Source organism: bacterium, assembly GCA_024742285.1.
GTDB lineage: Bacteria > Myxococcota_A > UBA9160 > UBA9160 > UBA4427 > UBA4427.
In genome coordinates, this window is sequence record JANSYR010000005.1 from 278723 (window position 1) to 291794 (window position 13072).

Below are 13072 nucleotides of genomic sequence, written 5' to 3' on the forward strand. Positions count from 1 at the left end.
GCTGGAATCGTCCGCTCTGTGAACCCCTTCACGCCGACTGGCGCCCGGAGTCCCGATCCTATGTCTCGAACTCGATTGAAGATCGGAGACAGCCAGGGATGGCGAGGGTCGACCTACGACAGGGCGAGGCGATGACGCAGCGCGCTCCGGGCATCCTGCTGGGGATCGGCGCGATCGTGCTCTGCCTCGGTCTGCGGGCCGCGGGGCTCTTCGGTGGCCTGGAGATGGCGATCCACGACCGGTTCGTCGGCTCGCTGCACGGCGACGTGGTCGACGAGGCGCCCGTTCTGCTCGTGCCGATCGGGGAGTCGGAGTTCGAACGCTTCGGCTATCCGCTCCCGGATGCGGTCCTGGCGCAGGCGATCGAACGCCTGCGGGAAGCCGGTGCGACTGCCGTCGGCATCGACCTCTACCGCGACGGTCCGGCCGGACCGAGCGCAACCGAGCTCGCCGGCTGGGCGGCGCTCGAAGGCGTGATCGCCGGCGACGACGGCGTCGTCGTCAGCGAGCTGCTCGGCTCCGACGATCAGCGTGGGATCGCGGCGCCGGCGTTCGCGTCGCCCGCGCAGGTCGGGTTCAACAACCTGCTCCTCGATCCGGGCCGGGTCGTCCGGCGGGGCTACCTCTTCGCCTGGGACGAGGATGGCACGGCGCACACGTCGTTGAGTCTCCAGCTCGCGCTGCGTCATCTGGCGAGGCAGGGCATCCATCTCGGTCCCGACGACACGAACGCGGACTGGGTAAGGCTCGGCGACACGGTGGTGCCGGCCCTCGAGTCCGACTTCGGGGCCTACACGCGGCTGGATGCTGGGGGCTATCAGTTCCCGCTCGACTACGCGCGGGCCGATGCGGCCATCCGGCCGCTCGCGTTCACGTCGCTCTTCGACGAGCCGCTCCCGACCGATCGGGTCGCCGGACGGATCGCCATCATCGGGACCGACGCCCCCAGCGTGAAGGACGACTTCAACGCGCCGCACGCGCCGGGTGAGGCCGTGAAGGGCTTCCGGATCCACGCGCACGTGACCGAGCAGCTGATTCGCATGGGCGAGGGCGAGGCGGTCCCGCGCGGCAGCTGGAGCGAGGTCGCGGAGCTCGCCTGGATCACCGGTTGGGGCGCCGCCGGGATCGGCCTCTCGCTCCTGCTCGGCTCCCTCGGATGGGCCGTGCCCGCGTTCGTCGCGGGCCTCGCCGTGCTGGTCGGAGTCGGGGCCTGGCTCTTCGCCGCCGGGGTCTGGGTGCCGACGGTCGCGCCCGCGTTCGCGTGGGTCGTGGGCGGCGGCCTGGCCGTCGGCGATCGGGCGCGAAGGGAGGCGCGGGATCAGCGGGAGCTCACCATGATGTTTCGCCGCTTCACGTCGCGACGTGTGGCGGACTGGATGTGGGATCGGCGGGACGAGTTCCTGGAGGGGGGCCGCTTCAAGGCGCGGCGCGGGGTGATCACCGCGCTCCTCTCGGACCTCAAGGGCTACACCGCCGCGGCGGAGAAGATGGAGCCGAGCGAGCTCATCGAGTGGATCGACACCTACATGAGCGCGATGACGGAGGTCATCGAGCGATATGACAAGGGCCACGTGGACGACTACGTGGGAGACGGGATCAAGGCCAATTTCGGCGTGCCGGTCCTGTCCGAGACGGAGGAAGAGATCGCCGCGGACGCCGTGGCCGCCGTGCGCTGTGCCCTCGAGATGGGGCGGACCCTCGAACGCTTGAACGAGGGGTGGGCCAAGGCGGGCTGGCCGGTCGGACGCCAGCGGATCGGGCTCTTCACGGGGCCGGCGGTCGTCGGCTCCCTGGGTGGCGAGGAACGACAGAAATACACCTCGGTCGGCGACACCATCAATACCGCCGCACGACTCGAGGGGATCGGCGGCGCGCTCGATTTCGATCAGGAGACCGCCCTCCAGCGGATCCTGATCGGTCAGCGGACCCGTGAGTTGATCGGCGACGGCTTCGAGGTCGAGGACCTCGGGCGTCACGCCGTGAAGGGCAAGGACGAACCCCTGCAGATCTACCGCGTGCATGGCGAGCGGGCCGGAAGCGCGGAGGAGGACCGGACATGACGAACCGAAGACGAAGCTTCTTCACGGACGCGACGGCGCGCGGCGTATCGACGATCGCGCTCGCGGTTCTTTTCCTCGCGAGCGTGGCGCTCGCGGAGTCGCCGCCCCGAGCGAAGAAGGACGAGGCCAAGGCGGAGAAGGCGGCGGAAGCCGCGGAGGCCGCTGGGCGCGAAGCGGCCGCCGCCGGCGAGGCGAACGCCGCCGCCCTCATCCGTTTCGTGCCCCCGAATCGCGGGAAGGCCCGGCGCAGCGCCGCGGGTGGGACGCGCGGCGTCGACACGAGTGCGGTCAGCAGCATCCGCGTCGCGGTCGTCGCGCCGGCGGAGGGCCTGACGACCCGCGCGCAGCCCGTCTTGTACTGGTACCTGTCCCGAGAGACCGACGCGCGGATCGACGTCGTGCTGATCGACGACGACGCGATCGACCCGCTGCTCGAGTTCACGCTGCCGACCCCCGTCGAGGCGGGGATCCACGGCCTCGATCTGTCGGACCACGGGATCGAGCTCGAGCGGGGCCGGGTCTACCGATGGAGCGTCGCGGTCGTGCGAGACGCGAAGCGGCGGTCGAACGACATCATGACGGAAGGGGTGATCGAGCGGGTCGCCGCCAGCGACGAGCTCGAGCGGTCTCTCGAAGCGGAGCCGGGCGCCTTCGCGCCGTACGCGCTCTCGGGGATCTGGTACGACGCGCTGGCGGCGCTGCGAAGCGCTCGCGACGCGAGCCCCGCGGACGGTGAGCTGCATAGTCAGGAGGTCGCGCTGCTCGAGCAGATCGAGCTGCCCGAGGTCGCCCGCTACATGGAGAGCGAGACGCGTTAGGCGCCGAGGCGTCTCAGGCGGCGTTCGTCTGAGGGGCCGGGGCCGGCGCCTTCGGGACCCCGACCGCGAGAGCGACGCCGGTCGCGGTCAGCGCCGCCGCCGTCCAGAACGGCCACTGCGCGCCCTGGTCGTAGAGCAGGCCGGCGGCGATCGGCCCGACGATCCGTGCCGCCGAGGCCGTCGATTGGAAGACGCCCATCACGAGTCCGCGTGACCCCTCGTCCGCGGCGAGGGAGACGAGGCTCATCATCGGCGGCTGGGCGATCCCGCGCCCGACGGCGGCGATCCCCAGCGGCAGGGCCAGCCAGGCGACCGTCTCCGGAATCGGCACGAGCACGAACGCCGCCGTCATCAGCGCGAGGCCGGTCAGGACGAGCGATCGCTCGGGATAGCGCTCGGAGAGGCGCTTCATGCCGCCGCCCTGGATGCCGCCCATGATGATCGCCATCCCGAGCATCACCATGGCGACGCCGAGCGGTCCGTAGCCGAAGCGGTGGAGCATCAGGAGCGCGAAGATCGTCTCGAGCTGGGTCACCGCCAGGGAGAAGAGAAAGTAGGTGAAGCAGACCCGGCCGATGATCGGCGCCCGCAGGACTTCGAGGCGGCTCGTGAGGTCCGGCTCCGGCACGTCGGCATGGTGGCGTTCGGGCTCGCGCAAGCGCACGGCCGCCCAGAGGAAGTTGAGTCCCGCCATGCCGGCGGCGACGAACATCGGCGTGCCGTATCCCCACTCCGAGAGCAGTCCCCCGATCGGGGGCCCGAGCGTGAAGCCGACGGCGAAGCTCGCGCCGATCATGCCCATCCAGCGGGTTCGCTCCGCCTCGTCGGTCACGTCGGTCAGGTAGGCGGTCGCGACGGAGATGTTCGAGCCGAAGACGCCGGCCAACAGCCGAGCCGCGAGAATCTGCCAGAGGGACTCCGCCATGCCGAGCCACGCGAGGGCGACGCTCGTCCCGAGGATCGTCACGAGCATGACCGGGCGGCGCCCGAGCCGGTCGGAGAGCTTTCCCCAGACCGGCGCGAAGGCGAACTGGGCGGCGGCATAGCCCGCCACGAGCGCTCCCAGCCAGGTGGCGTTCGCGCCGTAGCGCTCGGCCCAGAAGGGCAGGATCGGCACGACGATCCCGAAGCCGATCAGGTCGACGACGATCACGGAGAAGAGGACCGAGAGCGGCGGTCGCGCCTTCGAATCCCCCGTGTTTCCGCTCAAGTCCGTCCCTCCGTCGGCCGTCCCGGGAACCCAGGATGGGGTCGCACCGTAGCAGCGCCCCCGCCGAAATCCGCCTCCCGGCGCCGTGTGGGCCTCTACGGCGGAGTGCCACACTCGGTTGCGCGTCGTTGCATGAAAGCGAGAGGCGGATCTTCTACGTTCCGCCGCGTCGGAGCGCCGGTCCAGCGCCCGCGGGCACCCGGTCGCGCCACAGGGCGGGGATCGGGCAGTTGGGGGAAGACAGATGAGCCAGAAGTCCGAGCAGACCCTTCAGGAATGGTCGCAGCAGCAGAGCAACGCCGAGACGATGGTCCCGATCATCGGTGAGCTCTACCGCGACCGCGGCGTGATCGTCACGATCTTCGGTCACTCCCTCGTCAACAAGTCGCCCCTCGAGATCCTCGAGCTCCACCGCATCGCGCGGGTGAACGTCGACGAGTCGATCAGCGCGATCGACACCTACCCGATCCTCTCCGAGGTCGCGCGTCTCGATCTGGCCCCCGCACGCATCGACCTCGGCAACCTCGTGACCCATTGGCGCGGCGCGTCGGACACGACGATCGAGGATTTCGTGAAGGACGAGCTCGCCGGAATCGCGACGGGCAAGACGAGCCTCCGGGACAATCCGCAGGACGTCGTCCTGTACGGCTTCGGTCGGATCGGCCGATTGGTCGCGCGCATCCTCGCCGGCAAGACCGGCGGCGGCGACAACCTCCGCCTTCGGGCGATCGTCGTCCGCCCCGGCGGTGACAACGATCTGGCGAAGCGCGCGAGCCTGCTCCGCCGTGACTCGATCCACGGTCCCTTCTCGGGCGAGGTCACCGTCGACCACGAAGACAACGCGCTGATCATCAACGGCAACCTCGTCCACGTGATCTACGCGAACTCGCCGGAAGAGTGCGATTACTCGAAGTACGGAATCCGGGACGCCATCGTCGTCGACAACACCGGCAAGTGGCGAACCGAGGAGGATCTCGCGAAGCACCTCGTTCCCGGCGCTTCGAAGGTGATCCTGACCGCGCCCGGCAAGGGCGGCGTCCCCAACATCGTCTACGGCGTGAACCACCACGGCATGACCGAGGCGGGCAACGTCCTCTCGGCGGCCTCCTGTACGACGAACGCGATCGTTCCGGTCCTGAAGGCGGTCAACGACGAGTTCGAGATCGAGAGCGGCCACATCGAGTCGATCCACGCCTTCACGAACGATCAGAACCTGATCGACAACTACCACAAGAAGGAGCGCCGCGGCCGCGCTGCGCCCCTCAACATGGTCGTGACGGAGACCGGCGCCGCCAAGGCCGTGGCCAAGTGCCTCCCCGAGCTCCAGGGCAAGCTGACGGGCAACGCGATCCGTGTCCCGACGCCGAACGTGTCTCTCGCCGTCATGAGCCTGAACCTGGGTCGCGAGACGACGGCGGACGAGCTCAACGAATACCTGCTCAAGGTGTCGCTCGAGGGTGACCTGCAGAACCAGATCGACTACTCGAAGTCGACCGAGGTGGTGTCCAGCGACTTCGTCGGCAACCGCTACGCCGGGATCGTCGACGCGCCGGCCACGATCGTCCAGGGCAGCCACGCCGTGATCTACTGCTGGTACGACAACGAGTTCGGTTACAGCCGCCAGGTCGTGCGCTGTCTCGAAGAGCTCGCGGGGATCGTGATGCCGAACTTCCCGAAGCGGAACGTCAGCTGAGGGTCTAGTCCGGACCGTCGTTTCCGCCGCGGACCCCGCCGCCGCCGAAGGGCACGCGGATCGCCATCGACCACCGCCAGGCGGGATCGTAGCGCTGGTCGTAGAGGCGATTGCCGCCGGCGGTCTCGACGCGGATGCGGCCGTCGACGCCGAGCCCCGTGCGGAAATCGAAGTAGGCTCCTTCCAGGAACCGGAGGCGGAGCCCGACCTCGAGGGGCACCGTGGTGATCTCGCCGACGCCGTCGGTGTCGCGGGCACTGCCGTAGTCGTCGAGCCGGAAGCGGGTGCGTTCGTAGCCGGCGCTCACCAGGAAGTGCACGGTGTCGTTCGGGCCGTAGTAGAGCGCGGTCGACCCGCCCTGGAGCCAGTCGCCCTCGGTCTTGAGCTCGAGGCGATCGTTGATCCGCCAGCGGAGGGCCACGATCGGAAAGGTCTCGGCGTCCCGGCCGAGCTGGCTCGTCACCCCGAGTCCGGCGCCGACCATCAGGTCGTCGTTCACCTGCCAGCGGACGATCGCCGAGATCCCGCCGGCGAAGGCGTTCCGATCCGCGCCGTTCTCCGCGGCCCAGCGGATCGGGACCGTCGTGACGACGGAGACCTGGTCCCCCACGAGGACCGTCGCGTGGGGTACGAGATCGAGGGTGTTGATCGTGTTCCAGGGGTCGCGGGGCAGTCGGGTTCCGCCGTAGGCGGTCGGGGGAATGCTGTTCAGGTTGAAGTCGAAGCTCGAATAGGCGTAGCGGGCGGCCATCCCGACGAGGATGGACTGGTTGATCGGACCGCCGACGTCGCCCTCGATCCCGGAGCGCCAGGCCTCGAACTCGTCGCCCGTGTCGCTCTCGGTCTCGAACTCCATCCGGAAGTCGGCCGCGACATGGCCGCCCCAGGCCCATCGCGACGGCGGGTCGGTGACCATCGAGTACTGCGCGCTCGCCGCGCCGGGGAGGGCAGCGAGAGCGAGGCCGAGCGCGGCGATCGCGAGGAGTCGCACGCGGTGGCTACTCGTCCCAGCCCGAGGACGCGCCCTTGATCATGGCAAAGGGGCCGACGGGCCAACCGAAGCAGTCGACCATCAGCTGGTTCACGTCCTCGTGACTCGCGATTCCCTCGTTCACGACCCGGCTCGCCTCCTGGATCATGGCCGCGTAGACGCGGTTCGCGACGTAGCCCCACGCCATCGGATGGTCCTTCACGACGACCGGGTGCTTGCCGCACTCCGCCGCGAGCTGGCGCACGGTTTCGATCGCCGCCTCTTCGGTGTCGTCCCGCACGACGATCTCCGCGAACTTCATCACGACCGGCGGTGAGGCCCAGTGCCAGACGAGGACCCGGGAAGGGCGGTCGGTCGCGGCGGCGAGGGCGGCGAGCGGAAAGCCCGAGCTGTTCGAGGCGAGGATGCACTCGGGCTTCGTCAGGCGGTCGAGGTCGCGGAAGACCTTGATCTTGAGATCGAGCTGCTCGGGCACGCACTCGACGACGAGGTCCGCATCGGCGACGGCGCCCTCGAAGTCGGTCGAGAACGTCAGACGTGCGAGGGTCGCATCCGCGGTCTCGCGATCGAGCTTGCCGCGTGTGACCGCCTTCTCGACGCCGTAGCGCCCGCTCGTGACGCCCAGGCGGGCCTTCTCGACGACCTCTTCGGAGACGTCGGTCCCGTGGACTTCGTGGCCGGCCTGCGCGAGGACCTGAGCGATGCCGCTGCCCATCACGCCGGCGCCGATGACGGCGATCTTCATGTCGGAGCTCCTGAAACGGGGCCGCTCGGAGGCCCGCCGCGCGTGCCCTGACGGGTGTGGCTCGGCGGGTCTTCCGGCGGGAGGTGGTCGATCTGGTTGAAGGTCACGAGGTCGGGCCGGGGCGAGAACGAGAGCTCGCTGATCGCGCAGTTCTTCATCATGCGGTCGAAGCGCGAATAGTCGTCGTCGATCAGGACGCCGAAGGCGATCGACAGGGCGCCCCCGTGACTCACGACGACGACCCGTTCGCCGGGATGGCGCTCGGCGATCGAGCGCAGCGATCCGGCCAGCCGGAGGCCGACCTCGAGGGGCGACTCGCCGCCGTGCGGCGCGAAGTGGGGATCCTCGCGCATGTTGTGGAAGAGCCGCTTCTCCTCGAAGAGGTGGTGGAAGCTCAGTCCTTCCCAGTCGCCGAGGTCGTATTCCACGAGGCCCGGATCGATCGCCGGCTCGAGGCCCAACGGGTCGGCGATCGCCTGCGCCGTGTGGTGGGCACGGTCGAGGGGGCTCGCGTAGACGTGGGTCACCGGCCGGTAGTTCGCCTTGATGTGGCGGCCGACGGCGGCGGCCTGGATCCGGCCGTGGTCGGTGAGCGGTGTGTTCGTCGAGCCGTGCCAGACGCCGTCGATGTTGGCGCTGGTCTGTCCGTGACGGACGATCGTCAGCAGGGCGTGGGTATCCGAGGGAGCGGCGGCCATGGCGGCCGGATCATACACGCCCCGTCCCGTGACGCTGCCGGGGGCGACGACGCGGCGCGCCGGGCTCGGAGCCTCGTTCGGGCGCCCGGTTCAGCGCTCGTTCGGGGCGCCCGTTCGGCCGACCACCACGTCGCCGTAGGACGCCAGCCAGTCGGTGGGCGACATCGTCTCGATCCGGCGGCGTGCGGCGGCGCGGGTGAGGGGAACCGTCGCGTCGAAGGCACCGCGCTCGGGCGCGAGCGCCGGGGCGTCGGGGGCGTCGCGGTTGGCCTCGATGGGGTCGAGGGTCGCCGAGGCCGCCTCGTCCGCACCCGCGGCCGCCGGCGCCAGGACGAGCAGGGTCGCGACGGCAACCGAGAGCAGCCCGATCTGAATGTTGTGAATCACACCCATTGCAAGGCACGATTCGGAGGTGGATTCCGTTCTCTTGAGAGAAACGGGTGGAAAAACCTTCGTTTTGAAGGGCGGCCGCGCGAGGCTCGCAGGCGAGCCGCAACGGGAGCGCAGCCCGGGCTTCCGTCCGGCTCAGGCGCCCTCGAGGAGCTCCAGCAATTCGTCCCGGCTGAGTCGGCTGCTGCCGTCGGCGTCTTCGAGGGCCGCATCCGCGAGGGCGCGCTTCCGAGCGTGGAGCCGCAGGATGCCCTCCTCGACGGTGTTCCGGGCGATCAAGCGGTGGAGAACGACCGGGCGATCCTGGCCGATCCGGTGGGCGCGGTCGGCGGCCTGCTGCTCGACCGCCGGGTTCCACCACGGATCGAGCAGGAAGACGTGATCCGCCGCGGTCAGGTTGAGGCCCGTCCCGCCGGCGCGGAGCGACAGGAGCATCACGGGCGGACCGTCCTCGGACTGGAAGCCGTTCACGACCGCGCCGCGATCGCGCGTGGATCCGTCGAGGCGCAGCCAATCGATGTCACGCCGGCGGAGGCCGGGCTCGAGGAGGTCGAGGAGGCTCGTCCACTGGGAGAAGACGAGCGCCTTGTGTCCGTCGGCGACGGCCTCTTCGAGGCGGGCGAAGAGGGTCTCGAGCTTCGAGGACGAGCCGGACTCCGACTCCTGCCCGGGCACGAGACTCGAGTGGCAGGCCGCCTGGCGCAGGCGGAGGAGCGCTTCGAGGGCGGCCATCACGTTGCCCCCGGCGCGCAGCCGTTCGACGACGTCCTTCACCGTCGCGGCGCGGACGGAGTCGTAGACCGCGCGCTCTTCGTCGCTGAGGTCGCAGTCGAGCACGATCTCCGAGAGCGGCGGGAGCTCCGGGGCGACGTCCGCCTTGAGGCGCCGCAGGAGGAAGGGACGGATGCGCTGGCGCAGGCGCTCGGCGACCGACTCGTCGCCCTCTGCGATCGGTCGCGCGTAGCGATTCCGGAAATCGGTGCGCCCGCCGAGCAGCCCGGGATTGAGGAAGTGGAGCTGACTCCAGAGCTCGTCGAGGCGGTTCTCCACTGGTGTCCCCGTCAGCGCGAAGCGCGCCTTCGCGTCCAGGCGGTGGGCGGCGCGGGCGATCTGACTCTCGGGGTTCTTGATCGTCTGGGCCTCGTCGAGGATGACGCAATCCCAGGTCGGGGCGGTCAGCAGATCCGCGTCCTGACGGAGCAGGGCGTAGCTCGTGATCGTGACCTGGGCCTTCTCGTCGAGTCGACGTCCGGGTCCGTGGTAGAGACTCACCTCGAGGCCGGGTCGGAACCGCTCGATCTCTCGGATCCAACCGTGGAGCACCGACGTGGGCGCGACGACGAGGGTCCGGCCCTCGATCGCGCAGAGCGCCTGGAGCGTCTTGCCGAGGCCCATGTCGTCGGCGAGGAGCGCGCCGAGTCCCGCGCGTCGCAGGAAGACCAGCCAATCGACGCCCTGACGCTGGTAGTCCCGGAGCACGTCTTCGAGCGCGGGGTCGATCTCCGCGGTCGGAATGCCCTCGAAGCCGTCGAGGAGCGGTCGCAGCCCGTCCAGGGAGGGCGGCGGCGGCTCGTCGAGGTCGTCGCAGAGGAGCGCGAGATCCGGCAGTGCGTGTCGTGCGACGCGCCCGCGCGGATCCCGTGCCGCCAGCAGGTCGGCGATGCGGTCGCCGTAGCGCTGGAGCCAGTCCGCCGGCAGTCGCGCGAAGCCGCCGCCGTCGAGCTGGACCACCGACTCGCCCCGCGACCAGGCCCGCAGCACCGACTCGGGCCCCGCGCTCCCGCCCTCCGCGAGCCCGACCGAACGCGCCTCGTCGTCGAGGTCGTCCAGTCCGTCGTGCGCGGCGTCCGGGTCGAGCTCGAAGTCGACGGTGAGTCGGTCGTCGTCGATGGCGATCGAAGGCGTGAGATCTCCGCGGAGCTCGAAGTCGCGGTGGCTGGCGCCGACCACCTCCATCGAGGTCGCTTCGAGACGGCCGGCGAGCTGGATCGCTTCGCTGGCGGGGAGGCGGGCGACGATGCCCGGGCGAAGGCCGAGCTCCGTCCGCAGCTTGGCCACGACCTCGTTCTCCGCCGTCTCCATCCGGATCGGCACCTCGCCGCCGCCGAGGTGGACGAGCTTGCCGGCGTCGACCCGTGCGACCGGCGGGTCGCCGTACACGAGGGTCGGCAGGACCGAGAGCCCGTCGCCGTCCCGGTGGACCTCGACCCGGATCCGCGGACGCTCTCCGCGGCGGGCGGTCGGGAGCTTCTCGCTCTCGATGACGAGGGGGATGCGCTTCTCGAGGTCGGGGATGACCTCGGTCACGAGGACCGCGAGGTCGTCGTCGGAGAAGAAGCGCCCGCGCGGCAGGTCCGCGAGCTCGCGTCCCGAGAGCTTGTTCGGGGCGAGCGGATGGAGCGCGTCGCCGGCCTGCACGATCCCGTTCCGGAACGCCTTCACGATCCGGGTGTCCTGTTCCACGAAGAGCCGCACCCCGGCGGGCGCATCGACGACCTTGGCGACGAGGCCGATCGGCTCGGGGTCGACCTGGATCGGCTGGCCGTCGAGGGTCACGCGATCGGTGCCCCCGAGCTTCTCGATCAGGTTGGCCACGTTCGGGCGGGAGGTCGAGTCCGCCGGACGCGAGGAGAGCTGGCGGTCGACGGCGAGGTCGGCCGGGGTCGCGACGAATTCCGGACCGTCGAACTTGCCGGTGGCCGCGGCGGTCAGGCTGCCCTTCAGCACGGTGCGCTTGCCTTCGAACTCGATGTTCCGGGTCAGCCAGAGGTGGCCGTCGCGGTTCTCGAGGTCGTAGACCACCCGCCCACGCCCTTCGCCCTGGGTGGGCAGCTCTTCGCCTTCCTTCTTCGCACGGCGCAGCGCGATGATCGCCGCGGCGACGTGCTCACACGGGTCATCGGGGCTGCTGCAGGTGCACTCCCAGTCCTCGTCTTCGGGGTGCAGGGTCACCTGCGGCGCGTCGAGGCCCTTGCGCATGACGACGCGGAGGCTGATCGAGTCGCCCGCGCGCTCCTCGACGCTGACGGCGTCGGCGCGCGCGAGGGAGACCCCACGAGACCAGACCGCGCGGGGACAGGCCTCCTGCACGGCCTCGAAGAGCGACTGCAGAGAATTCAAAGAAGAACCGGTTGGGACGTGGGTGGCGCGCGCGGATCCTAACCGATCCGGGCGCACTTCGAGCGGCGACGCGCGCCGGCTCAGTCGTCGTCGAGGAGATTGGTATTGGCCTTCGCCCAGGCGACGAGCTCCTGCTCGAGGGCGGCGGGCTCGTTCGCCGCGGGGTTCGCCGCGACGAAGCGGGCGAGGTGACCGAGGGCCTGGCCGACGTGGCGACCCGGGCCGCCACCGAGGCGTTCCATGACGGCGGTGCCGTCGAGGGCCAGGGCGCGGACCTCGCCGGAACGCTGCCGGGCCGAGCGGATCGAATCGATGCGGGCCTCGATCGCGACGAGCCGGTCCTCGACCCGGTCCGCCTCCGGCCGATCGTTGTAGTCCGCAAGCTCGAGCCGGCGCCAGACGAAGAGGGCCTCGAGCTCTTCGTCGTCGAGGCGCGAGAGCAGCTTGCGAAGGCCGGCATCGCGCTCCGGCGACACCGACCGGTCGATCGGATGGCTCGCCTGAAGTCGCTCGACCTTGCGGGCGAGGGCGTGGGGCACGCGGAAACGGATCATCGCGCTCGCAGTCGCGCCGCCCCGCAGCCACGCCACCCAGCGCAGCGGCAGGAGCGGGGGAAGTCGGTCGAGCCGGTCGATGTGGTCCGGTTGGGTTCCCGGAACGAGGAAGTCGAGGACGCCGACCTCGCGCAGGAACTGGAGGGCGCGGGCGGGGCGCGGCGTCTCGAGCACGCGGGTCAGCTCGCGACGGGCGGGTGCCGCCTGGGGGAGCGCCGGAGCGGCGACCTCGAACGCGGCCCGCGCCGAGTCGATCAGCAGGGAGGTCGGACGCAGGCCGTGTTCCGCGATCAGGCGCGCGGCGATCCAGTAGCGCCGCGGCGCCGCCGCGAAGGGCGAGGGGGAGGCCTCGTTCGCGGCGAGCTCGAGCTCGCCGGCCAGAAATCCGGCGAGGCGACCGAAGGGGTCGAGCCAGGATTCGTCCTTTGGGCGGAACGCGAAGGCGTAGGGGCCGAGGCCGAACCGCGCGAGGCGCTCCTCGGGTGCGTGCGCGTCGCACGGCACGAGGTCGACCGGTCCCTCGGCGGTCGCCTGGGTGAGGCGTCGGCCGCCCTCGGCACTGACCACGGCGCGGGGCAGCGCCTCGAGCAGCGCTCCCGGCGTGCCTGCGCAGAGCAGCGACCGGGAAGGCACCCTCGGCGTCGGCCGTGTATGCAGGTCGTGGAGCAAGCCCTCGCCGTGGCTGAAGGAAGCGATGCCCCGCTCCTCCAGGTGGGCGCAGAGCTCCACGACGGGCTTCGGCAGCGCGCGCGGATTGGAGATCGAAGGGGATTGACGCATGGGCGGGGCGCAG

Annotated in this window: 10 protein-coding genes; 3 read left to right on the forward strand and 7 right to left on the reverse strand. The window is 70.4% G+C overall.

The features are described from left to right. The first annotated feature begins 98 nt into the window (after positions 1-98). The gene (locus tag NXI30_12150; protein ID MCR9094963.1) at positions 99-2060 is read left to right on the forward strand and encodes an adenylate/guanylate cyclase domain-containing protein; all 1962 of its coding nucleotides are present in this window, start codon (positions 99-101) and stop codon (positions 2058-2060) included. Beyond that, the gene (locus NXI30_12155) at positions 2057-2878 is read left to right on the forward strand and encodes a DUF928 domain-containing protein (protein ID MCR9094964.1); all 822 of its coding nucleotides are present in this window, start codon (positions 2057-2059) and stop codon (positions 2876-2878) included. Before NXI30_12150 ends, NXI30_12155 begins: the two co-directional genes overlap by 4 nt. A 13-nt stretch (positions 2879-2891) precedes the next feature. Here the strand turns inward: NXI30_12155 and NXI30_12160 are convergent, their stop codons facing one another. Next, positions 2892-4088 (reverse strand): MFS transporter, encoded by a 1197-nt coding sequence (locus NXI30_12160; protein MCR9094965.1) that lies wholly within the window; start codon positions 4086-4088, stop codon positions 2892-2894. A gap of 244 nt (positions 4089-4332) precedes the next feature. Here NXI30_12160 and NXI30_12165 point away from each other — a divergent pair, with 244 nt between their 5' ends. Beyond that, complete coding sequence (locus tag NXI30_12165; GenBank protein ID MCR9094966.1) at positions 4333-5781, forward strand: glyceraldehyde-3-phosphate dehydrogenase; 1449 nt, start codon at positions 4333-4335, stop codon at positions 5779-5781. A 4-nt stretch (positions 5782-5785) separates the two neighbouring features. On the opposite strand, the gene NXI30_12170 is transcribed toward NXI30_12165, so the two are convergent. The 6 genes from NXI30_12170 to NXI30_12195 all read right to left on the reverse strand — a co-directional run bounded on the left by NXI30_12170 (position 5786) and on the right by NXI30_12195 (position 13059). Continuing rightward, positions 5786-6772 (reverse strand): hypothetical protein, encoded by a 987-nt coding sequence (locus NXI30_12170; protein ID MCR9094967.1) that lies wholly within the window; start codon positions 6770-6772, stop codon positions 5786-5788. Between the two features lie 7 nt (positions 6773-6779). Further along, a complete protein-coding gene (locus NXI30_12175; GenBank protein MCR9094968.1) occupies positions 6780-7517 on the reverse strand; it encodes a 3-hydroxyacyl-CoA dehydrogenase family protein in 738 nt (245 codons plus the stop codon). After that, complete coding sequence (locus NXI30_12180; protein ID MCR9094969.1) at positions 7514-8215, reverse strand: histidine phosphatase family protein; 702 nt, start codon at positions 8213-8215, stop codon at positions 7514-7516. Before NXI30_12180 ends, NXI30_12175 begins: the two co-directional genes overlap by 4 nt. Before the next feature lie 90 nt (positions 8216-8305). After that, positions 8306-8608 (reverse strand): hypothetical protein, encoded by a 303-nt coding sequence (locus tag NXI30_12185; GenBank protein MCR9094970.1) that lies wholly within the window; start codon positions 8606-8608, stop codon positions 8306-8308. A 132-nt stretch (positions 8609-8740) separates the two neighbouring features. Next, positions 8741-11725, reverse strand: coding sequence for a DEAD/DEAH box helicase (locus NXI30_12190; GenBank protein ID MCR9094971.1), 2985 nt, complete (start codon positions 11723-11725; stop codon positions 8741-8743). Positions 11726-11805: 80 nt separating this feature from the next. Beyond that, complete coding sequence (locus NXI30_12195) at positions 11806-13059, reverse strand: hypothetical protein (protein MCR9094972.1); 1254 nt, start codon at positions 13057-13059, stop codon at positions 11806-11808. Positions 13060-13072: the final 13 nt, after the last annotated feature.

Bases quoted from the DNA above. Each gene is read 5' to 3' on its own strand.
- NXI30_12150 (MCR9094963.1), top strand. From the start codon at position 99: ATGGCGAGGGTCGACCTACGACAGGGCGAGGCGATGACGCAGCGCGCT.
- NXI30_12155 (MCR9094964.1), top strand. From the start codon at position 2,057: ATGACGAACCGAAGACGAAGCTTCTTCACGGACGCGACGGCGCGCGGC.
- NXI30_12165 (MCR9094966.1), top strand. From the start codon at position 4,333: ATGAGCCAGAAGTCCGAGCAGACCCTTCAGGAATGGTCGCAGCAGCAG.
- NXI30_12175 (MCR9094968.1), bottom strand. From the start codon at position 7,517: ATGAAGATCGCCGTCATCGGCGCCGGCGTGATGGGCAGCGGCATCGCT.
- NXI30_12180 (MCR9094969.1), bottom strand. From the start codon at position 8,215: ATGGCCGCCGCTCCCTCGGATACCCACGCCCTGCTGACGATCGTCCGT.
- NXI30_12185 (MCR9094970.1), bottom strand. From the start codon at position 8,608: ATGGGTGTGATTCACAACATTCAGATCGGGCTGCTCTCGGTTGCCGTC.
- NXI30_12195 (MCR9094972.1), bottom strand. From the start codon at position 13,059: ATGCGTCAATCCCCTTCGATCTCCAATCCGCGCGCGCTGCCGAAGCCC.